Annotated in this window: 22 protein-coding genes; 11 read left to right on the top strand and 11 right to left on the bottom strand. The window is 60.8% G+C overall.

From position 1 onward, the window contains the following. The first annotated feature begins 139 nt into the window (after nucleotides 1-139). Both CIW50_RS05135 and CIW50_RS05130 read left to right on the top strand, forming a co-directional pair. Nucleotides 140-505: a DUF1304 domain-containing protein gene (locus CIW50_RS05135; RefSeq protein ID WP_149530127.1), complete on the top strand. Its 366-nt coding sequence runs from the start codon at nucleotides 140-142 to the stop codon at nucleotides 503-505. Between the two features lie 261 nt (nucleotides 506-766). Further along, a complete protein-coding gene (locus CIW50_RS05130; RefSeq protein WP_149530126.1) occupies nucleotides 767-2020 on the top strand; it encodes an ABC transporter substrate-binding protein in 1254 nt (417 codons plus the stop codon). A gap of 143 nt (nucleotides 2021-2163) precedes the next feature. On the opposite strand, the gene CIW50_RS05125 is transcribed toward CIW50_RS05130, so the two are convergent. Both CIW50_RS05125 and CIW50_RS05120 read right to left on the bottom strand, forming a co-directional pair. After that, a complete protein-coding gene (locus CIW50_RS05125; RefSeq protein WP_149530125.1) occupies nucleotides 2164-2526 on the bottom strand; it encodes a hypothetical protein in 363 nt (120 codons plus the stop codon). A gap of 289 nt (nucleotides 2527-2815) precedes the next feature. After that, entirely contained in the window at nucleotides 2816-4351 is a 1536-nt protein-coding gene (locus CIW50_RS05120) for a PAS domain-containing HWE histidine kinase family protein (RefSeq protein ID WP_149530124.1), read from the bottom strand. Nucleotides 4352-5530: 1179 nt separating this feature from the next. Between CIW50_RS05120 and CIW50_RS05115 the strand changes: the two genes are divergently transcribed. Then, nucleotides 5531-7810 carry a transglycosylase domain-containing protein gene (locus CIW50_RS05115; RefSeq protein WP_149530123.1) on the top strand — a complete coding sequence of 760 codons (2280 nt, stop codon included), beginning with the start codon at nucleotides 5531-5533 and terminating at the stop codon, nucleotides 7808-7810. A 53-nt stretch (nucleotides 7811-7863) separates the two neighbouring features. On the opposite strand, the gene CIW50_RS05110 is transcribed toward CIW50_RS05115, so the two are convergent. The 4 genes from CIW50_RS05110 to CIW50_RS05095 all read right to left on the bottom strand — a co-directional run bounded on the left by CIW50_RS05110 (nucleotide 7864) and on the right by CIW50_RS05095 (nucleotide 12060). Continuing rightward, complete coding sequence (locus CIW50_RS05110; RefSeq protein WP_149530432.1) at nucleotides 7864-8700, bottom strand: M48 family metallopeptidase; 837 nt, start codon at nucleotides 8698-8700, stop codon at nucleotides 7864-7866. Between the two features lie 291 nt (nucleotides 8701-8991). Next, a complete protein-coding gene (locus CIW50_RS05105; RefSeq protein ID WP_149530122.1) occupies nucleotides 8992-10317 on the bottom strand; it encodes a polyhydroxyalkanoate depolymerase in 1326 nt (441 codons plus the stop codon). Nucleotides 10318-10450: 133 nt separating this feature from the next. Then, nucleotides 10451-11269 carry an ABC transporter permease gene (locus tag CIW50_RS05100; protein ID WP_149530121.1) on the bottom strand — a complete coding sequence of 273 codons (819 nt, stop codon included), beginning with the start codon at nucleotides 11267-11269 and terminating at the stop codon, nucleotides 10451-10453. Beyond that, the gene (locus CIW50_RS05095; RefSeq protein WP_149530120.1) at nucleotides 11266-12060 is read right to left on the bottom strand and encodes an ABC transporter ATP-binding protein; all 795 of its coding nucleotides are present in this window, start codon (nucleotides 12058-12060) and stop codon (nucleotides 11266-11268) included. Before CIW50_RS05095 ends, CIW50_RS05100 begins: the two co-directional genes overlap by 4 nt. 109 nt (nucleotides 12061-12169) lie before the next feature. On the opposite strand from CIW50_RS05095, the gene CIW50_RS05090 reads away from it, so the two are divergent. Together CIW50_RS05090 and CIW50_RS05085 are read left to right on the top strand one after the other, a co-directional pair. Continuing rightward, nucleotides 12170-13486 (top strand): ActS/PrrB/RegB family redox-sensitive histidine kinase, encoded by a 1317-nt coding sequence (locus tag CIW50_RS05090; protein WP_149530119.1) that lies wholly within the window; start codon nucleotides 12170-12172, stop codon nucleotides 13484-13486. Between the two features lie 221 nt (nucleotides 13487-13707). After that, on the top strand, nucleotides 13708-14931 hold the full coding sequence (locus CIW50_RS05085) for an LON peptidase substrate-binding domain-containing protein (protein ID WP_149530118.1): 1224 nt from the start codon (nucleotides 13708-13710) through the stop codon (nucleotides 14929-14931). An 88-nt stretch (nucleotides 14932-15019) separates the two neighbouring features. On the opposite strand, the gene CIW50_RS05080 is transcribed toward CIW50_RS05085, so the two are convergent. Together CIW50_RS05080 and CIW50_RS05075 are read right to left on the bottom strand one after the other, a co-directional pair. Continuing rightward, complete coding sequence (locus tag CIW50_RS05080) at nucleotides 15020-16258, bottom strand: MFS transporter (RefSeq protein WP_149530117.1); 1239 nt, start codon at nucleotides 16256-16258, stop codon at nucleotides 15020-15022. A gap of 114 nt (nucleotides 16259-16372) precedes the next feature. Beyond that, nucleotides 16373-17053, bottom strand: coding sequence for a DUF938 domain-containing protein (locus CIW50_RS05075; protein ID WP_149530116.1), 681 nt, complete (start codon nucleotides 17051-17053; stop codon nucleotides 16373-16375). Nucleotides 17054-17196: 143 nt separating this feature from the next. On the opposite strand from CIW50_RS05075, the gene CIW50_RS05070 reads away from it, so the two are divergent. Genes CIW50_RS05070 through CIW50_RS29455 form a run of 3 tightly spaced genes read left to right on the top strand, consistent with a single transcriptional unit; the run spans nucleotide 17197 to nucleotide 19118 of the window. Continuing rightward, nucleotides 17197-18237, top strand: a complete 1041-nt coding sequence (locus tag CIW50_RS05070; RefSeq protein WP_149530115.1) for an MBL fold metallo-hydrolase — start codon at nucleotides 17197-17199, stop codon at nucleotides 18235-18237. Nucleotides 18238-18288: 51 nt separating this feature from the next. Further along, on the top strand, nucleotides 18289-18810 hold the full coding sequence (locus CIW50_RS29460) for a class II aldolase/adducin family protein (protein ID WP_246664148.1): 522 nt from the start codon (nucleotides 18289-18291) through the stop codon (nucleotides 18808-18810). Continuing rightward, on the top strand, nucleotides 18807-19118 hold the full coding sequence (locus CIW50_RS29455) for a class II aldolase/adducin family protein (protein WP_246664147.1): 312 nt from the start codon (nucleotides 18807-18809) through the stop codon (nucleotides 19116-19118). The genes CIW50_RS29460 and CIW50_RS29455 overlap by 4 nt, the downstream gene beginning before the upstream one ends. A gap of 12 nt (nucleotides 19119-19130) precedes the next feature. Here the strand turns inward: CIW50_RS29455 and CIW50_RS05060 are convergent, their stop codons facing one another. Continuing rightward, on the bottom strand, nucleotides 19131-20186 hold the full coding sequence (locus CIW50_RS05060; protein ID WP_149530114.1) for a HoxN/HupN/NixA family nickel/cobalt transporter: 1056 nt from the start codon (nucleotides 20184-20186) through the stop codon (nucleotides 19131-19133). Nucleotides 20187-20406: 220 nt separating this feature from the next. Between CIW50_RS05060 and CIW50_RS05055 the strand changes: the two genes are divergently transcribed. Together CIW50_RS05055 and CIW50_RS05050 are read left to right on the top strand one after the other, a co-directional pair. Beyond that, a complete protein-coding gene (locus CIW50_RS05055) occupies nucleotides 20407-20646 on the top strand; it encodes a transcriptional regulator (protein ID WP_172980221.1) in 240 nt (79 codons plus the stop codon). An 83-nt stretch (nucleotides 20647-20729) separates the two neighbouring features. After that, nucleotides 20730-20915 carry a hypothetical protein gene (locus tag CIW50_RS05050; RefSeq protein ID WP_246664146.1) on the top strand — a complete coding sequence of 62 codons (186 nt, stop codon included), beginning with the start codon at nucleotides 20730-20732 and terminating at the stop codon, nucleotides 20913-20915. A gap of 53 nt (nucleotides 20916-20968) precedes the next feature. Here the strand turns inward: CIW50_RS05050 and CIW50_RS05045 are convergent, their stop codons facing one another. Then, the gene (locus CIW50_RS05045) at nucleotides 20969-21217 is read right to left on the bottom strand and encodes a hypothetical protein (protein WP_149530113.1); all 249 of its coding nucleotides are present in this window, start codon (nucleotides 21215-21217) and stop codon (nucleotides 20969-20971) included. A gap of 161 nt (nucleotides 21218-21378) precedes the next feature. On the opposite strand from CIW50_RS05045, the gene CIW50_RS28935 reads away from it, so the two are divergent. Then, nucleotides 21379-21528, top strand: coding sequence for a hypothetical protein (locus tag CIW50_RS28935; RefSeq protein ID WP_172980220.1), 150 nt, complete (start codon nucleotides 21379-21381; stop codon nucleotides 21526-21528). A 163-nt stretch (nucleotides 21529-21691) separates the two neighbouring features. On the opposite strand, the gene CIW50_RS05040 is transcribed toward CIW50_RS28935, so the two are convergent. Then, on the bottom strand, nucleotides 21692-22618 hold the full coding sequence (locus tag CIW50_RS05040; RefSeq protein WP_149530112.1) for a dihydrodipicolinate synthase family protein: 927 nt from the start codon (nucleotides 22616-22618) through the stop codon (nucleotides 21692-21694). Between the last annotated feature and the right edge of the window lie 34 nt (nucleotides 22619-22652).

Genomic DNA, 22652 nt, shown 5'->3' with positions numbered 1-22652 from the left:
AGCTGCGGGCGACCCTCAGCCACTCCAATGGGAGTGGCGGGGAATCCCGATATAGTATGAACACATCAAGATTCCGGGTTCGGTCCCGTCGCCTTCGGCGCCGGCCCGCCCCGGAATGACAGCTTCTGGGGGGACGCTCATGATCTATCTCGGCAATCTGCTCACTGCGCTGGTCGCGGCATTGCATATCTATTTTCTCGTGCTGGAAATGTTTCTCTGGCAGAAGCCGCAGGGCCTGAAGACCTTCAGGAATACGCCTGAGAAGGCCGAGATCACCGCGGTGCTCGCCGCCAATCAGGGCCTCTATAACGGCTTCCTCGCCGCCGGCCTGATCTGGGGCCTGCTGCATTCCGCGCCAGCCTTCGCATTCCAGATCAAGGCATTCTTCCTGCTCTGCGTGATCGTGGCCGGCGCCTATGGCGCAGCAACGGTGAGCAAGCGCATTCTCTATGTGCAGGCCGTGCCGGCGGCGCTGGCGCTGATCGTGTTGTGGCTGGCGACGTAGGCAGACCCAAGCCGTCATTCCGGGGCATACGAGCCCTTGCTCGTGCGAACCTCAGCCACTCCCATTGGAGTGGCTGGAATCCCGCAATGAGTCACACTTCGAAATTCCGGGTCTGAACGTCAGCTGGCTATGCCAGCTGACGTTCATCCGGGAATGACGAGCTTGTTGCCAACCTCAAATCCTTGCCTCACACTCCCCGGTAACGACGGCGCCCGCACGGGAACGACTGTCGAGTGACATATCATCAGGGAAGGCAACGACATGAGAACTTCGCTTCTTCATCGCTTCGCCACGACGACCCGATTTGTCGGGATGGCGGCGATTGCGCTGACAGCCACATCCGCCGCGATCAATCCGGCAGCCGCGCAGAAGAAATACGATCCCGGCGCCACCGATACCGAAATCAAGATCGGCCAGACCGTGCCGTTCTCGGGCCCCGCCTCGGCCTATTCGTCGATCGCCAAGACGCAGCTCGCTTATTTCAAGATGGTCAACGAGCAGGGCGGCATCAACGGCCGCAAGATCAATCTGATCCAGTATGACGATGCCTATTCGCCGCCGAAAGCCGTCGAGCAGGTACGCAAGCTGGTCGAGAGCGACGAGGTGCTGCTGACGTTCCAGATCATCGGCACTCCGTCCAATGCCGGAGTGCAGAAATATCTCAACCAGAAGCAGGTGCCGCAACTGTTCGCCGCCACCGGCGCCAGCCGCTTCACCGACCCCAAGAACTTCCCCTGGACCATGGGCTACAATCCCAACTACCAGAGCGAAGGCCGGATCTACGCCAAATACATCCTGAAGAACCACCCCAACGCCAAGATCGCCATCCTCTGGCAGAACGACGACCTCGGCCGCGACTATCTCACCGGCATGAAGGCCGGCCTCGGCGACAAGGCCGCGTCGATGATCGTCTCGGAGGCGTCCTATGAGCTCACCGACCCGACCATCGACTCGCAGATCGTCAAGCTGAAGTCCTCCGGCGCCGACCTCCTGTTCAACGCCTCGACGCCGAAATTCGCAGCGCAGGCGATCAAGAAGGTCGCCGATCTCGGCTGGAAGCCCACCCATATCGTCGACATCAATGCGACGTCGGTGGGCGCGGTGCTGGTGCCCGCTGGGCTCGATAACTCCAAGGGCCTCATTTCGACCAATTACGGCAAAGACCCGCTGGACCCGCAGTGGAAGGACGATGCCGGGATGAAGCGCTACTTCACCTTCATGGAGAAATACTATCCGGAGGGCGACAAGAACTCGAACTTCAACACCTATGGCTACGGCAATGCGCAGCTGATGGTGGAAGTGCTGAAGCGCTGCGGCGACGACCTCACCCGCGCCAACGTGATGAAGCAGGCGGCGTCGCTGTCCAACATCCAGAGCGACATCCTCCTGCCCGGCATGAGCGTCTCCACCTCCCCCACCGACTACCGCGTCAACAAGCAGCTGCAGATGCAGCGCTTCAACGGCGAGCGCTGGGAACTGTTCGGCCCGATCATCGAGGATGATGTCGCGGGTTAGGCTCCACACAATAAAGCCACGCGCGGGTGTCACCTGCGCGTGGCTTTTTTCGTAGGGCGGATTAGCGAAGCGTCATCCGCCACCTCGATGCTGCAACGGCGGATGACGCTTCCGGCTAATCCGCCGTGAACATTGATGCCCGCCTACGCTGTCTTCGCAAACATCGTCAGCACGCCATCGGCGATATTGATCGCCACCACCTGCGCCGAACTGATGCCCTTTTCCTTGAGCGCATTGGCGGCCGCCGGCGAGGCGTCGATCGAGGCGCGCAGCGCCTTCAAATCCTCCTCGCTGGATTTCGATACAACCTCCTCGACCTGCTTCTTCACCGCCTCCGGCAATTGCTTCACGTCCACCACCTGGATGCTGGAGATCTTGGCGCTGGACCGCTCGCCGGATTTGGCCGGCGCATTTTCAGCCTGGTTCGCAGCTCCCTGTGCGAGCACAAAACCCGGCGTGCCGAGCGAGAGAACTGCCGCGAGGGCCGTCGCTGCCATGATCCGCATGGTTGGTCCTTTCCAGTTGAGGAGGGACGAACCATTAGCGGCGAAGTGTGCGGAAGGTCTGGAGTCGGTGCGGCAGCGAGATGAAAGGAATGGGGCATTCATGTGGGCTATCTAAACCAAAGCAGAGTCACTACCCCGCCATTGACGCTCCCCGAGGCCAAATCAAGCATGACCCGGTTCGTGGCGGCTGAAGGCGCTCGCACCGGTTTAGATCCACCACCATGATGAATATTCTACAGCCCAGAACGTCGCTGGCTGATCTAACTGGATCGTCTGAGCTTATGCACCTTCAGACTGCGAGTCGTTCCAACGGTATGCTCAACTTCAGCCTAAGGCCATTTCGCCGCCAATCGTGCTCGATCTGGCCTCCCAGTTCACCGGTCACACTGCGCTCGCTAAGAATGCTGCCAAAGCCGCGAGCCTGCGGTTTCTCATCTATTTCCGGGCCGCCAATTTCGTTCCACTCAAGACGGAAGTCGTTATCGGTGGTGCCCCATGTAACGCGAATAGAGCCATCCGGCCGAGAGAGAGCCCCATACTTGACAGCATTCGTCGCGGTCTCGTGCAACACTAAAGCAAGGCCCGTTACGGCCTTCGCTCCGACAGGCACATCAGGTCCTTCCAGGACAATGCGGTCTGGGGAGCCATCTTCATAGGGATGCAACACTGTGCGCACGAGCGCATCAATCGTTGTCTGCTCGCTTTCGTGCTCTGTGCCCATGATACCAGGACGGACAAGGTCCTTGGCCCGCAAGAGCGCGTCCAATCGACCACGAAGAGCATGGGCCATCTCCTTCGGGCTTCCGGCAGACCGAACACTGAGACTAATCATTGAGTGGAAATTGGCGAAAATGTTCTTTACTCGGTGATCCGCTTCCCGAGCAAGCAACTGTTGACGCTCTTGCGCATTCTTCTGATTGGTTACGTCCACCACCACGCCAACGAAGCGATCCGGCTTACCGTCCGCGCTATACAAGCACTCGCCACGCGCTTCGACCCAGCGGATATTTCCATCCTTTCGTAATACCCGGTATTCTTGCACATACTTCTCTCGGGTGACTACGGTGCGGTTGACAGCGTCAGCGACCCGTTGGGCATCCTCGGGATGAATGCCCGCATAGTACTCCGACAACGGCGCTCCCTCATCTCCTTTGGCAGGATCGACCGAGAACATTTCCGCAAATCGAGCATCGGAATAGAAGGTGTCGGACTGCACATGCCAAGCGAATGTACCCACCATCCCGGAAGCGTTCAGAGCTTGGCGCAATCGCTCCTCGGCTTTCGCTAAAGCACGCTCCGCCAAAACCTGTTGCGTCGTTTCCACGACAATAGCGAGAACGCCTTCCGGACGACCATCTTCGCCCAGCACGGGGCTGTAATCGAGGTTCATCCAGACTTGCTCGGGAACGCCTGAGCGATGAAGTGTTAGCTCTTGATTGCGGTAAGAAAGCGTATCCCCACTCAAGCCCACCTTCATCACCTGGTCGTTGAAGTCCGCGACCTCAGGCCAACCTTCCCGCACTTTAGACCCAAACAGGAGGGGATGACGGCCTCCTGCAAAAATTGAGTAGGCGTCATTGTAGATCATGATGCCGTCTGGCCCCCACAGGAGCACGATGGGGATTGGTGAGCGCAGCAATATGCCAACCGTGGTCTTCAGGCTTTCAGGCCACTCAGAGATTGGCCCCAAGCTAGTGTTCGACCAATCGAGCGCACGAATAAGAGCGCCATTTTCACCGCCGCCAAACGGGAAACGTTCGTCAGCCTCCGAGCCGTTCACGTGGGCTACACCTCTTTGATGCCTGTTCCTTTGATGATCGACCATCTTCCAATTCCTCGATCCTCGCGAGTCCTAAATTTTCTTTGCCGTTTCGACCTTTGGGACGGCTCAAGCTATGGTCATGTCTGCCTTTAGGTCATTCACGCGCCAAAGGCATTTCGGCCTCAGATCTGGTTCTTGAGAACTCAGGCCGAGTGAAGGACTTTGCGAGCATTCTTCGGCAGGCCTGAAGAGTTCGTCTCAAGCTCTTCAGCCATACCCTACGCAAGCGTTCACATTAGAAGCCCTCGAACTCTGAACTTGTCTCGCTATACCAAAAATGAAGTCCTCCACTTCCAAAATGCTCGTTGTATAGCTCCCAATTGGTCACCTGACTGCTATACGCCATTGACTTGACGCTCATCTAGATTATATTCCCACGCATCCTACTCACGAGGGGCGCTTCTCGAGGGCGCTTTCGAAGTGGAGTTTGGATGCGGCGCCTGCGGACGTGCCTCGCAAGCACGGACTCGGGAGGTCGGGGGTCACCGTCCGGGCCCACTACGGGGCTCTGCCGCTAGCGTGCGGCTGGACTGGGACAGGTAGGCGCGGGAAATCCGCTACCGCCACGTCCCAGGAAGAACGGTCCTCCACCAGAAATCGCCGCGATGGCGCGCCGAAAGGCGATGCGCGGATCGCAAGGGCCTTCGCAAGGCCGGAGCGACACGCGAGAACGACCCAGTTGCGCCTTTCGGCGCGTCATCCCCCTCATTGTCGAGGGGGAAAACCGGTCCACCCGCTTTGCGCCGAGAGCGCGATACGGACGGCGCGTGGGCGCAGATCAGATTTTCCTTTTTCAGAGCGTGGCTGTTTGACAGTTGCAACGGTGCGCGCGCGTGCGAGGCGGGTCCTCTTAACCTCGCCCCGCTCTTTGCGGGGAGAGGTCGGAGACGGCGCGAAGCGACGACTCCGGGTGAGGGGCGTGGCACAAGGTCTCCGCGAGGGATCACTCTCGGATCGGCAACGCTCTTCGTACAGAACGACCCGCGAAGACCGCGCATCTGTTGCGCATCGTGCATGGCCCCTCACCCGAAACCTTCGCTACGCGAAGCTTTCGACCTCTCCCCGCAAAGCGAGGGGAGAGGTGAGAATGGAACCGCGTTTCCCTTACGTTAACTTCTGCGTAACTGCGCCTTAAACCGCGCCCGCTAGGCTCCGCGACATCTGATGGCGTGGTGTTTGCGTATGGCGTGGGGCAAGAAGAAAAGCGGGCGCAAGGAGCCGACCTTCGGGTTCAGCGCGGCGCTGTCCGATCTGCGCCTCACGGCGGATGATCGCGTGCCCGGCGGCGGCGATGACCGGCCGAAGAAAACGCCCAAACAGGCGCCGAAGCGCGAGTCCAATAGTGGCGGCGGCGACAAGCCGCGCAAATCCCGCACATCGAGCAAGGCGCGCAGCTCAGGCGCGTTCGGCAAAAGCATCAAGCGGCTGGTCTACTGGGGCGCGGTGCTCGGCCTGTGGGCGGCGATCGCCATTGCCGGTGTCGTGATCTATGTCGGCGCGCATCTGCCGCCGATCCAGTCTTTGGAAATTCCCAAGCGGCCGCCGACGATCCAGATCGTCGGCATGGACGGCACGGTGCTGGCGACGCGCGGCGAACAGGCCGGCGCCAATGTCTCGCTGAAGGATCTGCCACCCTATCTGCCGAAGGCGTTCATCGCCATCGAGGATCGGCGGTTCTATTCGCATTACGGCGTCGATCCGATCGGCATCGCGCGCGCGGCGGCGACCAACCTGATGCATCGCGGCGTGTCGCAGGGCGGCTCGACGCTGACGCAGCAGCTCGCCAAGAACCTGTTCCTGACGCAGGAGCGCACCATGGCGCGCAAGCTGCAGGAAGTGGAGCTGGCGTTCTGGCTGGAGCGCAAACATTCCAAGGCCGAGATCCTCGAACTCTATCTCAACCGCGTCTATTTCGGTTCCGGCGCCTACGGCGTCGAAGCCGCCGCGCAGAAATATTTCGGCAAGCCTGCGAAGAACGTCACGGTGGCGGAAGCGGCGATGCTGGCCGGGCTCGTGAAGTCGCCGTCGCGTCTCGCACCGAACCGCAATCCGGAAGGCGCGGAAGCCCGCGCCAAGGTGGTGCTGGCGGCGATGCAGGACGCCGAGTTCATCACCGCCGCGCAGGCCAAGGGCGCGACGGGCGTGCCGCAGTACAACGTCAAGCCGGTCGGCGCCGGCACGGTGAACTATGTCGCCGACTGGATCGGCGAAGTGCTGGACGACCTCGTCGGCCAGGTAGACGAGAGCATCATTGTCGAGACCACCATCGATCCCAAGCTGCAAAGCGTGGCCGAAGCCGCCATCATCGACGAGCTGGCGGCCAAGAGCGTGAAGTTCAACGTGACGCAGGGCGCGCTGGTGGCGCTGACGCCGGACGGTTCGGTGCGCGCCATGGTCGGCGGGCGGAACTACTCGGAGAGCCAGTTCAACCGCGCGGTGACCGCGAAGCGGCAGCCGGGATCGAGCTTCAAGCCGTTCGTCTATCTCACCGCCATCGAGGCGGGGCTGACGCCGGAAACCATCCGCACCGACGCGCCGATCGACATCAAGGGCTGGAAGCCCGAGAACTACACCCACGAATATTTCGGCTCGGTGACCCTGACCCAGGCGCTGTCGATGTCGCTGAACACGGTGGCTGTCAGGCTTGGACTCGAGGTCGGCCCGGCCTCTGTGGTGCGCACCGCGCATCGGCTGGGCATCGCCTCGAAGCTCGAGGCCAATGCGTCGATCGCGCTCGGCACCTCGGAAGTGTCGATGATCGAACTGGTCGGCGCCTATGCGCCCTTCGCCAACGGCGGCCTCGGCGTCTCGCCCCATGTGGTGAACCGGATCCGCACGGTGGAAGGCAAGAAGACGCTATATACGCGCCCGGTCGAGACGGCGAGCCAGGTGATCGACGCCCGCGCCGTGGCTGCCATGAACACGATGATGCAGCAGACGATTTTGTCGGGCAGCGCCAAGAAGGCCGAACTGCCGGGCTGGCAGGCCGCGGGCAAGACCGGCACCAGCCAGGATTTCCGCGACGCCTGGTTCATCGGCTACACCTCGCAGCTCGTCACCGGCGTCTGGCTCGGCAATGACGACAATTCGCCGACCAAGAAGGCGACCGGCGGCGGACTGCCGGTGGAGATCTGGTCGCGCTTCATGAAGACGGCGCATCAGGGCCTGCAGCCGCAGCCGGTGCCTGGATTGGCGCCGTCGAATTCGTTCAGCACCAATCCGATCGGCCAGGCCTTGTCGCAACTACTGCCCGGATCGAACGCACCATCGCCATCAGCGCCACCGGAACGCGGCTATGTGCCAAGCGCCCCGGTCTATAACGGCACTCGCGCGCAACCCAACGACGCGCCGACGCAGGCGAATTATCCGGCGCAGCAGCGCCAGCGCCCGCAGCAGAATGTGCGGCCGGAAGCCGCGAGCGGATTGGATGGCTGGCTGACGGAGCGGTTGTTCGGGAGATAGCGAGCGAGCGTCCCGGACACGCGATGCACAGCATCGCGGCCGGGACAGGAAGCTCAGTCCTGCACACCGAAGCGATGCAGGTCGTTGCCATGGGTATCGAGCCAGGCCTTGGCACGTTCGGTCGCCGGGCAGATCCGCCCGACCACGCGCCAGAACTTCACCGAATGGTTCATCTCGACGAGATGCCCGACTTCATGGGCGGCGAGATAGTCCAGCACGAAGGGCGGCGCAAGGATCAGACGCCACGAGAACGACAGCGAGCCCTCGGTGGTGCATGACCCCCAGCGGCTCGATTGATCGCGGATCGAGATCCGCTTCACCTTGACGTTCAACTGCGCCGCATAGCGGTTCGATGCCTTGACGAGATCGGCTCTGGCTTCGCGCTTGAGGAAATCGTGGATACGTCGGTCGATATGCTCGACATCGCCGGCGACACAGATGATCCTCTCGCCGCTATCGCGGGTCTCGGTCCACACCGTCCCCCGCCCTGCACGGTGCACGATTCTATGCGGAGTTCCCCGCAGCGGAACCGTTGTGCCGTGTTCGAATGGTGCTGCCTTCGGCAAACGACCGAGACGCGCGGCGATCCAGGCGCCATGACGCTGCGCGAAGTCCTTTGCATCTGCCAATGACCCGCGCGGCGGCATGGTCAGGATGGCTTCGCGCTCGCTCGGATGAATGCGCAGCGTATAACGCGTCGCTCGGCGGTGCCTGCGCAGGCGTATGGCGAAGATTTGCGAGCCGTGTTTGACGGCAAGCGTGTCTGGTTCGGTGGGGCGGCGATAGAGAAGTGCGCGGAAGGCCATGTCAGTAGTCCCGGTCGTCAGTAGATCGACCGGATTCTGCCATAACCGCCGCCACGGGAATTGCTCGGCGCAAAAACAAATCATTTGCCCAATATACGGGGTCAAAAGGCGATTTGTCCCCTACCGGATGGGGTCCGGAACAGGAATCTTGATTCAAAAGAACGCTGAATTTCGGAATCTAGGAGTGAATCGCGCACCGCTGCTAGAAATAGGCGGAAAATCCGGTTTCCGCGCCTGTTTTCAAGGGCTTAGAAAGCGCGCCAGCGCAACTCACACGCGATCATCGCGCATTTCAACGACACTGTTTTTGATTCAACGATGTTGATCGCGCGCATGCGATGACAATGCATCATCATCGCACGCGCTTGTAGTGAATCACTCTGCAGCGGCGGCGCGATGCCGTATGTTCGCCGCACTCAGCATGAAGTCAGATACGCGCGGCACGATTTCAGATTTGAATCGCGATCCATTGAACACGCCGTAGTGTCCGACGCCCTTCTGAACGTAATGCACACGACGATCATCGGGGATCGAACTGCACAACATATGCGTCGCTTCGGTCTGACCGAGGCCGGAGATGTCGTCGTTCTCACCTTCGACGGTCATCAGCGCAACGTTCACGACCTTCGAGGGATCGACGAGCTTGCCGCGATGGGTCATCTCGCCCTTCGGCAGCGCGTGTTTGACGAACACCGTGTCGACGGTCTGCAGGTAATACTCTGCGGTCAGATCCATCACCGCCAGATATTCGTCGTAGAATTCGCGATGCTTGTCGACGAGATCGCCGTCGCCCTTCACAAGATTCTCGAACAGCTTCTTGTGTGCTTCCACGTGGCGGTCGCGATTCATGCTGATGAAGCCGGTGAGCTGCAAAAAGCCTGGATAGACGTCGCGCATGATGCCTGGATGCGGAAACGGCACCTTGGTGATCACGTTGTTGCGGAACCAATCCATGCCCTTTTCGGCAGCGAGATTGTTCACAGCGGTCGGATTGCGGCGCGTATCGATCGGGCCGCCCATCAGCGTCATCGACAGCGGCACATAGGGATCGTTCTCGGCTTCCATCACCGACACCGCAGCAAGCACCGGCACCGCGGGCTGACAGACGGCGAGAACATGGACGTTGCCGCCGAGCACGTGGAACATCTCGATCACGTAGTCGATGTAGTCCTCGAGGTCGAAGCGGCCCGCGGCCAGAGGTACCTGACGCGCATCCGACCAGTCGGTGATGTAGACCTCATGGGTCGGCAGGAAGGCCTCGACGGTACCACGCAGCAATGTCGCGTAGTGGCCGGACATCGGCGCCACGATCAACACGCGCGGCTGCGGTGCGCGTAGCGGACGCGGATGCTTGCGATCGAAATAAAGAAGACGGCAGAACGGCTTTTCCCACACCGAGCGGATCTCGATCGGCGTGCGTACGCCGTTCACGTCGGTATCGTGAAGGCCCCATTCCGGCTTGCCGTAACGACGCGTGGTGCGCTCGAACAATTCGCAGCCCGCCGTCACCGACTTGCCGAACTCGGTCTGCGAGAAGGGATTCAGAGGATTCTGAAACAGCATCCTGGTAGCGTCTGTCATCGCGCGCGCCGGATTGAGCGACGCGTAGGCCATCTCATACATCCAGTACATCGGCGTGGTCAGAGCCGGGCTCGTCTCGGACGGCAGGGCTGGCGGCCTGCCAAATTCACCTATCGGCATCTGTCCTCACTTGTTGGCGTCTGCTTTTGCAGTGCACTATAGTGGGGGTTGCGTAAGAAAGCGTCAATGCGCCGCGCGCATGACTTGCAGGCGGCTGACGGTAAAAATGGCGCTTATCCCTTGATAAATCGTCTTATTCGCCGCCGGAGATCAGTGTTCCCGCGCACCTGGCACTGTTTAAAAGCCCAAGAAATATCGCGAATGAAACAATAAACAGCACGACGTTGATGGCGAGCGCAGTGAGCATCAGGTCGGCGCGGAAGGTGTGGTCGAACAGCAGCGCGCGCATGCCTTCGAACACATAGGTTGGCGGCAAGATCCAGGCGACAACTTGCAGCCAGCTCGGCAATACCGAGACTGGATAATAGACACAGGCCAGCGGCATCAGCCCGAACATCAGCGTCCAGACGATACTCTCGGCGCCGAGGCCGTTACGCAGCACCAGACCGGAGACGAAGATACCGAGCGACCAGCTGGTAAAGATCAGATTGCAGAAGAACGCGATCAGCGGCAGGCCGAAGGCGAACAGGTTGAATTTGAAGAACACGATCGCGAGGATCACCATCGGGATGATGCCGATGGCGAGGCGGATCAGGCTCATGATCATCAGCGAGATCAGAAACTCGATCGGCTTTAGCGGGCTCATCATCAGGTTACCGAGATTGCGCGCCCACATTTCCTCAAGGAAGGAAATGGAGAAGCCGAGCTGGCCGCGAAACAGGATATCCCACAGGATCACCGCGCCGATCAGCGTACCGCCCGCCTGCGCGAAGAACCCGGCATTCTGCGAGATGTAGTTCTGCAGGAAGCCCCAGGTGATGATCTGCAACGCCGGCCAATAGACCAGCTCCAGCATCCGCGGCCAGGACGACACCAGCAGATACCAGTAACGCAGCACCATCGCATTGATGCGATGCATGGCGATGCCGCGTGAGTGTTCCATGAGGCTCATGACGCCTGCTCCCGGTCGCGACCGCGCGCGACGTCGAGGAACACGTCTTCCAGCGTCGTGCGATTATAGCGCAGCAAGATCTGCTCCGGACTGTCGTCGTCTTCGACGCGGCCTTTCTTCATGATGATGACGCGGTCGCACAGCCGTTCGACTTCCAGCATGTTGTGCGACGCCAGGAGGATCGTGGCGTTGCGGTTCCGGCGATAGGTCTCGAGATGCTGCCTGATCCAGTCCGCGGTATCCGGATCGAGCGAAGCGGTCGGCTCATCGAGCAGCAACAGCTCCGGCTCATTGATCAGCGCCTTGGCCAGCGCGACACGCGTTTTCTGACCTGCTGACAGCTTCCCGCTGGCGCGATCGAGGAAATCGGTGAGGTCGAGGTCTTCGGCCAGTTGCGCGATGCGCCCCTTCAAATCCGCCACCGCGTAGAGCTTGCCGAACACCGTGAGATTCTGCCGCACCGTGAGGCGCATCGGCATGTCGACATAAGGGCTTTCGAAATTCATCCGCCCAAGCACTTCGGCTGATTGCGCCGGCATCGCGCAGCCGAGCACCGAGACCGTCCCGGAGGTCGGCAGCGTCAGCCCCATGATCATGGCAATGGTGGTGGTCTTGCCCGCGCCGTTGCCACCCAGGAGACCGGTGATGCTACCGCGCGCGATCCTGAAGGAGATGTCGTCGACAGCACGGTTGGTCTTGTAGAGTTTGACGAGATGCGCCACGTCGATCGCCGCCGCAGCACTGCGATCAACTGTCGCCGCATGACCTGACTTGATGTCTTCAATCGCCATTGCGGCCGTTCCATGCGGCATTGTGGCGACGAAGGCAAGCTTGGGCGCTTCAAGTGGCCGCAGCCCGCATGGGTTTGTGGTCATCGCCCGGGACGTCTAATGTCCTGATATGACCGATATTTCCGCCTCCGATTTTCGCCAGCCGCGCCGCCATGTTCGCCTCGACACGATCCTGCGGCTGCGCTGGCTTGCGGCGCTCGGCCAGTTGGCCGCGATCTTCGTCGTGGTGCAAGGCCTCGAATACGACGTCGCCATCATTCCCTGCGTGACGATCATCGGCCTGTCGGCCACCCTCAATCTCGTGCTGCAGACGCTGTTCAATCCGGTTCACCGGCTGGAACCGGTCTTTGCAGCCGCCCTGCTCGCGCTCAACATCATCGAGCTCGCGGGCCTGCTCTACTGCACCGGCGGATTGCAAAATCCGTTCTCGTTCCTGTTCCTGGCTCCCGTGCTGATCTCGGCGACGGCCTTGCCGACGCGCTTCACCATCGCGCTCGGCGTTCTCGCGGCAGCCTCTGCCACCGTGCTGGCCTTCTTTCATCTGCCATTGCCGTGGGACTCTGCAGAACCGCTGGTGCTGCCGCAAATCTATCTGCTCGGCGTCTGGTTCTCGATCCTGACCGCCATCGGCGTGACCAGCCTCTATGCGTTTCAGGTCACCGAGGAAGCCCGCAAGCTTTCGGATGCGCTTGCCGCCACCGAACTGGTGCTGACCCGCGAGCAGCATTTGACCCAGATCGACGGTCTCGCCGCCGCTGCCGCGCATGAATTGGGAACGCCGCTGTCGACCATCTTCCTGATCTCCCGCGAACTCGAGAAGAACATCCACAACAACCCGGAGCTCGCCGACGACCTGAAGACCGTCCGTGAACAGGCCCAGCGCTGCCGCGAGATACTTTCGAAGATCACGCAGCTGAATTCGAGCGGCGCACCATTCGATCGCATGCCGCTCTCGCAACTGATCGAGGAAGCCGTGGCGCCGCATCGCGATTTTGGCATTGCCATCAAGATACGTATCGCCGTCGCCAATGCGCCCGAACCGGCCGGCATGCGCAATCCGGCGATCCTCTACGGCGTCGGCAACATTCTGGAGAATGCGGTCGACTTCGCGCGCGAGCAGGTCGAAGTGAACGCCTGGTGGAATGTGGAAAGTATCGTGATCTCGATCTCGGACGATGGCCCGGGCATTCCACCAGACCTGCTGAAGCGGATCGGCGAGCCCTATCTGTCGCGTCGGCGCCCCGCCGAGGAAGGCGAACACCGCGGCCTCGGCCTTGGCGTGTTCATTGCGCGCACGCTGCTGGAGCGCACCGGCGCCAGAGTGACGTTCAGCAATCGCGTCTTTCCGGATCACGGCGCGGTGGTGCAGATCTCTTGGCCGCGCGACGCGTTCGAGACTATGGACCAGCTGGCCGAGGTCGACTGATACAATTCTCACTGTCGCGTGAACCCAGCCGACAGTTGCATCTCATTGACAGCTAGACGCGTTTGAGCCAATTTTATCTTGGTTGATACGACCTGCCGGTTGCGCCCTGAACGGGACGGTGAACGTATCACTTCCTTTGCCGACACCCTTTGTCCGAGCGACCGGGTCAGCAACGCAACCACCTGATGCCTCCTGGTTCGCTCATGCAAAGGACGAAACAGATGCGCGATTTTCGCGATGCAAAGGCTATGGCGCAGACCCTGCGCGAAAACCTCTCTACCAAAGCCGTCACGATCAGTCACAGCGAAAGCCTGGAGCTGATATCGAGAATATTGGGTATCGCTGACTGGAATACCTTGTCGGCGATGCTGCAGGTCGGTCGAAGTTCGCCGCAAACGCCGGTTATCAAGCTTCAAACCGGAATAGCAAGTTACCCGGCCATTCCGCTGAGAGATCTCGTTCCGTTCCCGACAACGACCTACCCGCTTTTTGTCGGACGGGAGAAAACGATACTCGCTCTGAAAGATGCCTTCGAGCGGCAGCGAGAGGTCGTGCTTGCTATTCAAAAGAACGAAACTGTTGATGAACCTGGTTTCGAGGACATCTACGACATTGGCGTTCTCGCCCAGTTGCTTGAAATTCAAAGACTTGATGACGGCACGCTCAGGGTTCTGGCACAGGGACGCCAACGCGTCGTGATTCAGCGTTTCGTAGGCGAGACCGGCTCGTACAGAGCCGACGTTACAGGCGTGAGTGAGGGTCCTATTCCCGATGAGCCCGAACTGATCCAGCAGGCAGTCAAACGATTCGAGAGCTACGTTGCGGCTCACGACATGCGCGTACCTCCGATTTGGCCGCCACTGGAAAGAACCCTCGACCCCGGACGGGTTGCCGATGTCATCGCCTCGCATATCGTCCTGCCGATCAGCGAAAAGCAGAAGCTGTTAGCGACCCTCGATCCAGTGAAGAGGCTGAAAAGCGCCGATGCCCTTATCGACCTGTCGACGCTGCCGCTTTCGCCCGCGCTTCACGCGACACGGCGACGCGCTATCGAATATGCCGACCAGAGAGGCCATCAATATGCAACATTGGAGCACCTGTTGCTTGCACTGGTCGATGACACCGATGCTGCGGCGGTGCTGCGAGATTGCAATGCCGATTTCGGCACGTTGAAAGCCGACCTGATCCGCTACCTCGATAAGGAACTCAAAAATCTGATGATCGAGACCGGCAAGAACGGTCAGCCGACGGCAGCATTCGTGCGTGTGTCTCAGCGTGCTGCGGTTCACGCGCAGGAGCTCGGCTGGTCTGAAGTGAAAGGGTCAAACACCCTGCTGGCCATCTTTCCCGAAACAAGAAGTCCGGCTGTCCGCCTGCTGAGCGGACAAGGCATCACCCAGAAACTGGTGGCTGCCTCGATCGCTGGAAACACAGGATCGGTCTGACGACGTCCGGACGTCCCAGAGTGTCGTTCACAAATGCCGGCTTGGGCGATCGTGATCGCCAGGCCGGCAAGTGTGTGATGCGCCTTGGTTAGACCGCCGGATCTGGAAAGGCCGCGGCCTGCTGCGATGCCCGGCGCTTGATGAAGCCGGCCATAATCAGCGCCACCAGACCGAGAATGACCGGCGGGAAAACAACGGCATTGACCGTGGGCCACCCATAATTCGCCAGCAACTGGCCGGACGAGAACGAGCCCACGGCCATCAGGCCGAACACCAGAAAGTCGTTGAAGGCCTGCACCTTGTTGCGCTCCTGCGGCCGATGGGTCTCCAGCACCAGCGCGGATGCGCCGATGAAGCCGAAATTCCAGCCGATGCCGAGCACGACGAGACAGACCCAGAAATGCATCGCGCTGATGCCGGCGATGCCGATCACCGCGGCGATCGCTTCCAGCGCCAATCCAGCGGCCACGACCTTCGATGCGCCGAAGCGCGCGATCAGCGATCCCGTGAAGAAACTCGGCCCGTACATCGCCACGATGTGCCACTGCAGGCCGAAATTTGAATCGCTGAGCGTCAGCCCGCACAGCTTCATCGCCAGCGGCGCCGAGGTCATCACGAGGTTCATCATCGAATAGGACACCACACCGCAAATCGCGGCGGCGATGAAGCGCGGTTGCCGCACGATCTCCAGCAGCGGCCTACCACCATGCATGTCCGCAGGCGCGGGCTTCGGCGCGTCCACCGTGGAGAGCAACGCCATCGCGATCAGGGCAACCACCGCCTGCGCCGCGAAACTCGCGGCAAACAGATAGGGCGACCAGATATCCATGGTCCATTGCACGAGTTGCGGCCCCAGTACGCCGGCGAACACGCCGCCAGCCATCACCCAGGAGACGGCTTTCGGACGATAGGCCGCGCTGGCGCCATCGGCGGCGGCAAAACGATAGGACTGCGCGACCGCGCCATAGAAGCCGCCGAAGAATGTCGCACAACAAAACAGCGCGAAGGACGCTTTCAGGATCGCGATGGCGCCGAGCAGGCCGCAGATTGCGCCGGCGCCGCTGCCGATGATGAAGGCGACGCGGCGACCATAGGCGCGCGAGATCATGCCGACCGGCAGCGTTCCGCAGGCAAGGCCGACGACATAGATGGAAATCGGCACCGTCGCGAGCGACACGCTCGGCGCCAGCGTAGCGCCGACAATCGCGCCGGTGGCGAAGATGACAGCCGAATTGGCGCCGCCGAGCGCCTGCGCCGCCGCCAGCCGCAACACGTTGGAACGTGCGCGTGCATCATCGTGAATCTCTGGGGTGGCCGCGTCGATCATGGGGAAATCCGCCCGGATGTGGCCCGGTTCGTTCCGGAGCCTTTATTCGGACCGACTATGCCGACCGCCCTGCGGCAGATCAACACACGCCAGCGCGCACGCACCATGCGCTGATCATCCGGGCGGCCGGGCAAATACCAGGATCAGATTGTTAGCGGGCATCTCGATGACGTCTGCCAGCTTGAGACCGACGCCCTGCGCGACGTGCTCCAGATCCTCGACATCCCGCACGCCCCATTCAGGATTACCGTCGCGCAGACTGGTGTCGAACACGGCATTGCTGACGGCCGTATGTTTGCCGCCACGCTTGAACGGACCGTACATAAAGAGACGCCCGTCCGGCCGCAGATATCTTGCTGCGCCCGCAATCAAGCCTTCCGCGACGGGCCACGGCGCGATGTGAACGACATTGGCGCAGAAAACCGCGAGCAGCGCGCCCGGGCCAGTGCCGTTCTCCATCTCCGGACACCATGCGGGATCCAAGAGATCGATCCGCAGTGGCGGCCTGACATTCGTCAATTGTGCATGCGCGCGCCAGGCGGCGATGCTTTTCAGATGGGCGTCGTTGAGGTCGCTCGGCCACCAGGTGATATCGGGCGTTTGTCCAGCGAAGTGAATGACATGCTGGCCGGTGCCGCTGCCGACTTCCACAACGTCACCGCATGACTGCTGCAGGAAAGTCGCAAGAACCCGCCAGATCGCCTCGTGGTTGCGATGGAACGCTGCGGCATCGAGCCGGCCATCATCTTCCACGCGTCGGCCATCCCTGCCGAATTCGACCACATATTCCGCCATCAGGCCCTCACTGCTGCGGGCAGTATCCCGAACTTGCGTTCACGAACAAGAGAAGAAAGAGGTCGTCCCAACACCTGTAATTGGGTTATTATTCTGGCGAATACCCGATCTGAAGAAGGATCGACCGCAAAATTGGTGCGCCCATGATCTTCCGTCAGCTGTTCGACAGTGTGTCCGGCACATATAGCTACCTGCTTGCGAGCCGCCACGGCGGCGAGGCGCTGATCCTCGATCCGGTCCTGGAAAAGGTCGATCGCTACTGTCAGTTGCTGCGCGAGCTCGACCTGAAGCTCGTGAAGGCGGTCGATACGCATCTTCATGCAGACCACGTCACCGGCCTCGCCGAGCTGCGCGACCGCACCCATTGCGTCACCATCATGGGCGACCAGAGCAAGGCCGACGTCGTCGCCATGCGCGTCAGCGACGGTGACAAGGTGACGATCGAGGGCGTCGAGCTCGATGTGATGTATACGCCCGGCCACACCGACGATTCCTACAGCTATCTGATGGGCGACCGCGTCTTCACCGGCGACACGCTGCTGATCCGCGGCACCGGCCGCACCGATTTCCAGAACGGCAGCGCGCGGGCACAATATGATTCACTGTTCAACCGCCTGCTGAAGCTGCCGGACGAGACCATGGTGTTCCCCGCACACGACTACAAGGGCGACACCGTCAGCACCATCGGAGAAGAGAAGCGCTACAATCCGCGCCTGCAGGTGAAATCCGTGGAGGACTACATCGAGCTGATGGGCAAACTCAATCTGCCGAACCCGAAACTGATGGATGTGGTCATCCCGGCCAATATGAAGGTCGGGCTGAAGCCGGATACCCTGAAGAAACAAGGCCTGGCGCTGTCTCCGCAGGAGGCCATTGCCCATCTCGGCGATCCCGCCATCCTGCTGGTTGACCTGCGCGAGAGCGGCGAGCGCGCCAAGCACGGCGTGCTGTCCGGCGCGCTGCATGCGCCCTACCCGACGATCTCGGATAGTCTGCAGCCCGGCGGCATGTTGCGCGAGGTCGCCATTGCCACCAAGCGCCGCATCGTATTCTTCTGCGCCTTTGGGGAACGCTCGGCGATGGCCGTCACTGCCGCGAAGGATGCGGGGATCGACAATGCCGCACATCTGGACGGCGGCATCGATGCGTGGAAGAAAGCTGGCGGCCCGGTATTAGCGGCATGATATAGCGAGCACGGCGGATCAACCGCCGGTTCGGCAATGGGGAGGACTACAATGGCGTCGACACGATCGGCTGCGCCAATGCTGCTGGCAATGGTGTTCGCACTCTCCTTGCAACCGGCCTCCGCACAAACCGCAGCGCAGGCCCCCGCACCAACATCTGCCGGTCCCGTCGATCCGGCATTGATGCAAGACCTCGTAGTGGCGAACCGCGTCCTCACCGACCTCAATGTCATCGACGGGTTCGGCCATGTCAGCATGCGTCACCCGACCGATCCCAACCGCTATTTGATGGGACGCTCGCTAGCTCCGGCGCTGGTCACCGCCGACGACATCATGGAATACGACCTCGATTCCAATCCCGTCGATGCGAAGGGACGCGCGAGCTTTCTCGAGCGCTTTATCCATGGCGAGATCTACAAGGCGCGGCCGGACGTCAAAGCCGTCGTCCACACGCATTCGCCCGGGATCATTCCCTTCAGCGTCAGCAGCACGCCGCTGCGGCCAGTGTTCCACCTCGGCGCATTCCTATTTCCCGAAGTGCCGGTGTTCGAGATCCGCGACAGCGCGGCATGAGCAATATGCTGGTCAGCAACGCACAATTGGGCAAGGCGCTGGCCACAACGCTCGGCGACCGCAGTGTGGCGCTGATGCGAGGCCATGGCAGCGTCGTCGTTGCCGCCACCATTCCAATGGCGGTGTTTCGCGCCCATTACAGCAATGTGAATGCACAGTTGCAGTCACAAGCGCTCGCGCTGGGCGGATCGGTGAGCTATCTGCTGGGCGAGGAAAGCCAGAAAACGCTTGGCGTCATCGACCAGATCCATGGCCGGGCCTGGGATCTGTGGAAGCGCGCAGCGCTGGAGAAGATGGCGCCCAAATAGCGACGCATTGCGTCAGGCTTCGTGAACCCGAACCTCGATGTCGTCATAGCCTTTAGCGCGATAGACGATCACCGAGATCATCCAGCTAAGGATGAAAATCGCGATAATGAGATAACCGAGCGCGCCGAAATTTTCGTTCAGCGCCTCGATGCCGTCCCAGAAGCTGCCTGACAGGTCGAGCTTGCGGCCGATCAGGCCAAGGGCCTCGACGCCGCCGATCACCAGCGCCACGATCACCGACACCAGCGTGATGATCATGTTGTAGTAGAGCTTGCGGATCGGCTTGACGAAGGCCCAGCCATAGGCGCGCACCATCAACACCGAGTCCGTCGCATCGACCAGCGACATGCCCGCCGTGAACAGCGCCGGAAATACGAGGATCGACCACATCGACATGCCATCTGCGCTTTGCGAAGCGGAGATGCCCAGCAGCGCGATTTCGGTCGCCGTATCGAATCCGAGCCCGAACAGGATGCCGAGCGGATACATGTGCCAGCTCTTCGAGATCACAGCGAACACCGAGCGCAGCATGCGGCCGATGACGCCGCGCTGCGCGAGCAAGACATTGAGATCTTCATCGATGAACCGCTCGCCGCGCTTCACCGCCTTGAACAGCCGATATACCGAGACGAGAATGAAGATATTGGCCACCGCCACGATCAGCAGGAAGAACGCCGAAACGCTGGTGCCGATCAGGCTGCCGATTTCCTTGAAATTCGCAAACCTGTCCTGCAACGCCGACACGGCCAGCGCCACGAAGATCGAAGCCACGACCACCACGGTGGAATGACCGAGCGAGAAGAACAGGCCCACCGACAACGGCCGCTTGCCAGACTGCATGAGCTTGCGCGTCACATTGTCGATGGCCGCGATATGATCAGCATCCACGGCATGGCGCAGGCCGAACGTGTAGGCAAGCAGCGCGGTGCCCAGCAGAACCGGCTGGTCACGGAAGGCGATCAGGGCCCATATCCAGGCCAGCACATTGGCCGGGATCAGAATGGCGTAGATGGCGATGATGCGGCCGCGCAGGTTGTCGGCGCCATCGTTGAACAGTGTGCGGATCATGGAGATTCTTGCAGTCCGGATTACCACCGGATTGTCTCAGGAAGGCCCGTCAGACGCAACCTGGCCTCATTCGCGTCCAATTCGCCGCATTTCCGGCCCAAAGCGATTAACCGCAGCGGCCAGTTAGGTGGCAGCAGGGGTGCCGCTTCCTATATGTATGTGATAACAATGACACAAAATTCGCTGCGCGCCGATCGCGCGGAGCCAACCTGAGGCATTGATGGATACCGAACAGGAACAACAGAAGACGCCTGCTGAACTGAAGGAAATCCGGCTCGCACGCAAGGCGGCGCAGGAAGCTGAAGGCGTGAAGGCCATGGCCGAGATTGCAGCGGCTGATGTTGCCATCCGCAAGCGGACCGAAGAGCTGCGCACGCTTCGCCTAGCCCGGGAAGCCGAAGAGCTGGCTAACCCGCCCGAGCCAAAGCCGAAAGCTACCAGAAAAAAGAAAACGAGCTGATGCCAACTGACGACAAAGCAACGAAATCCGAACGCGACGCCGCGGCCAAAGCGGTTCTCGACAACATGGCCCGATTGAAAGCCATGCGCCTTGCCCGCGAAGCCGCATCGCCCCCCGCTCCGGCCAAAAAGAAGGCCACTGCAAAATCGGGCAAAACTTCTTCAGGCAAGACGTCTTCCGGCAAGACATCGTCGAGCAAATCGGCGGAAAAAGCGCAGGCTCTGGCAGCGTGGCTTGCCGATCAGCGCAGCGGCGGTCGCAGGACCTGATTATCGCAAACGTTGACTGTCGCAGGACCTGCTTTCGCAGGGCCTGATCTATCTCAGGCCGCGGTCGGCGCCGGCCACTCGATCATGGTGCGGGTCTTGGTCGCGGAATCGTAAACCTGAATCTGAAGCATCTGAAACTGGTTCTTCAGTTTCATGCCGGCTTCCTCTGCGGCCTCGACCGTATCGTGATGCGATTTGAAATGGCCATCCACCACCAGTGAATAACCTTCGGTCGGCGCCCTGTCGGCGCGGATGAATTTGCGCGCCTGCGGTTCGTCGAGCTCTAACTTCGGCTTTTTCATCGTCACTCCAGAAATGGATTGGCCAGATTTTGAATCGGGCAGGATTAGCCCTCGTTTACACGGTCATGCGGAAAAGCACAGGGCAATTGCGGGATTACGTCAATATCTGCTTCAATCACGGTCAGAATGAGGTCAACGCAAGTGATCCTGCGGGGGAAACGATGAGCGGACGAGTGGGTCGACCCGGCGACGACGAACCGGCCAAGGACGATCCCAAGAAGCCTAAGCCCGCGGCACCGCGGCCTGAGGACGACGAGGAAGACGGTGATATCGCCACGCCGAAGCGCGATCGCGACGACGAAGATATTTAGAACCTGATCCGCAGGCACGGAGTCGCATCGCCAGGCAGAGCGCTGCTATTCGCTTCAACGATTCCGGATCAGACTCTGGCACCGTGAACACATCGCCACATAAGATAACGGCGCGCCATGACTGACGCGCCGTTGAACTTTCAATAGTAGCGATCGCCGAGCGTCAGGCTGCCTTGAGGCCGACATCCGGCAGCGTCGGGCGGTGACGCAGCGCCTTGGCCATCATCCCCTCCACTTCCGCCTTTTCATGCGGCAGCAGCGCCAGGCGCGGCGGACGCGTCAAAGCGGTGCCGCGGCCCATGATGTGTTCGCACAGCTTGATGCACTGGACGAGGTCGGGACGGGCATCGAGATGCAGCAGCGGCATGAACCATTCATAGATTGCCATCGCTTCATTGAGCCGGCCGGCCTTGGCCAGACGGAACAGCGTCTCGCCCTCGCGCGGAAACGCGTTGGACATGCCGGACACCCAGCCGACCGCACCCATAGCCACACTCTCGACGATGACGTCATCGAGGCCTGCGAACAGCACGAAGCGATCGCCGACCATGTTGCGGGTGTCGATGAAGCGGCGGGTATCGCCTGAGGAATCCTTGAAGCACACCACCGTCTCGACATCGGCCAGCGTGGCGAGAATGTCGGGGGTCACGTCGTTCTTGTAGATCGGCGGGTTGTTGTAGAGCATGACCGGCAGATCGGTCGCGGTCGCCACCGCACGAAAATGCGCGGCAGTCTCATGCGGCTTGGACGAATAGACCAATGCCGGCATTACCATGATGCCATCGATGCCAACGCGCGCGGCTTCCTTGGCGGTGTCCACGGCGAAGGCCGTGGTGAATTCGGCGATGCCGCAGAGCACGGGTACGCGGCCCTTCGCGACTGACTTGGCCGTCTCCATGATCGCGACCTTCTCCTTCCGCTCCAGCGAGGTGTTCTCGCCGACCGAGCCACAGATAATCAGGCCGGACACGCCGTCGCGGATCAGACCATCCATGACCTTGGCGGTGGCATCGAGATCGAGCGACAGGTCGTCATGAAACTGGGTGGTGACAGCCGGGAAGACGCCTTCCCAGGAAATGCGAGGACTCATGGCAAAACTCCGTGTAATGCCGGCGCGCGTAGCG

Origin of the sequence: Tardiphaga sp. P9-11, assembly GCF_008329525.1 — a bacterium.
Lineage (GTDB): Bacteria > Pseudomonadota > Alphaproteobacteria > Rhizobiales > Xanthobacteraceae > Tardiphaga.
The sequence above is the reverse complement of the archived record's forward strand: the minus strand, read 5'-3'. Positions and strand labels throughout refer to the sequence as shown.

Excerpts from the sequence above, each read along its gene's own strand:
- CIW50_RS28935 (WP_172980220.1), top strand. The coding sequence starts at position 21,379 with ATGAGCGGACGAGTGGGTCGACCCGGCGACGACGAACCGGCCAAGGAC.
- CIW50_RS05045 (WP_149530113.1), bottom strand. The coding sequence starts at position 21,217 with ATGAAAAAGCCGAAGTTAGAGCTCGACGAACCGCAGGCGCGCAAATTC.
- CIW50_RS05060 (WP_149530114.1), bottom strand. The coding sequence starts at position 20,186 with ATGATCCGCACACTGTTCAACGATGGCGCCGACAACCTGCGCGGCCGC.
- CIW50_RS05105 (WP_149530122.1), bottom strand. The coding sequence starts at position 10,317 with ATGCCGATAGGTGAATTTGGCAGGCCGCCAGCCCTGCCGTCCGAGACG.
- CIW50_RS05125 (WP_149530125.1), bottom strand. The coding sequence starts at position 2,526 with ATGCGGATCATGGCAGCGACGGCCCTCGCGGCAGTTCTCTCGCTCGGC.
- CIW50_RS05080 (WP_149530117.1), bottom strand. The coding sequence starts at position 16,258 with ATGATCGACGCGGCCACCCCAGAGATTCACGATGATGCACGCGCACGT.
- CIW50_RS05135 (WP_149530127.1), top strand. The coding sequence starts at position 140 with ATGATCTATCTCGGCAATCTGCTCACTGCGCTGGTCGCGGCATTGCAT.
- CIW50_RS05115 (WP_149530123.1), top strand. The coding sequence starts at position 5,531 with ATGGCGTGGGGCAAGAAGAAAAGCGGGCGCAAGGAGCCGACCTTCGGG.
- CIW50_RS05090 (WP_149530119.1), top strand. The coding sequence starts at position 12,170 with ATGACCGATATTTCCGCCTCCGATTTTCGCCAGCCGCGCCGCCATGTT.
- CIW50_RS05075 (WP_149530116.1), bottom strand. The coding sequence starts at position 17,053 with ATGGCGGAATATGTGGTCGAATTCGGCAGGGATGGCCGACGCGTGGAA.
- CIW50_RS05110 (WP_149530432.1), bottom strand. The coding sequence starts at position 8,700 with ATGATTTGTTTTTGCGCCGAGCAATTCCCGTGGCGGCGGTTATGGCAG.
- CIW50_RS05085 (WP_149530118.1), top strand. The coding sequence starts at position 13,708 with ATGCGCGATTTTCGCGATGCAAAGGCTATGGCGCAGACCCTGCGCGAA.
- CIW50_RS05050 (WP_246664146.1), top strand. The coding sequence starts at position 20,730 with ATGCGCCTTGCCCGCGAAGCCGCATCGCCCCCCGCTCCGGCCAAAAAG.
- CIW50_RS05130 (WP_149530126.1), top strand. The coding sequence starts at position 767 with ATGAGAACTTCGCTTCTTCATCGCTTCGCCACGACGACCCGATTTGTC.
- CIW50_RS05055 (WP_172980221.1), top strand. The coding sequence starts at position 20,407 with ATGGATACCGAACAGGAACAACAGAAGACGCCTGCTGAACTGAAGGAA.
- CIW50_RS29460 (WP_246664148.1), top strand. The coding sequence starts at position 18,289 with ATGGCGTCGACACGATCGGCTGCGCCAATGCTGCTGGCAATGGTGTTC.
- CIW50_RS05120 (WP_149530124.1), bottom strand. The coding sequence starts at position 4,351 with ATGGTCGATCATCAAAGGAACAGGCATCAAAGAGGTGTAGCCCACGTG.
- CIW50_RS05070 (WP_149530115.1), top strand. The coding sequence starts at position 17,197 with ATGATCTTCCGTCAGCTGTTCGACAGTGTGTCCGGCACATATAGCTAC.
- CIW50_RS05040 (WP_149530112.1), bottom strand. The coding sequence starts at position 22,618 with ATGAGTCCTCGCATTTCCTGGGAAGGCGTCTTCCCGGCTGTCACCACC.
- CIW50_RS29455 (WP_246664147.1), top strand. The coding sequence starts at position 18,807 with ATGAGCAATATGCTGGTCAGCAACGCACAATTGGGCAAGGCGCTGGCC.
- CIW50_RS05100 (WP_149530121.1), bottom strand. The coding sequence starts at position 11,269 with ATGAGCCTCATGGAACACTCACGCGGCATCGCCATGCATCGCATCAAT.
- CIW50_RS05095 (WP_149530120.1), bottom strand. The coding sequence starts at position 12,060 with ATGGCGATTGAAGACATCAAGTCAGGTCATGCGGCGACAGTTGATCGC.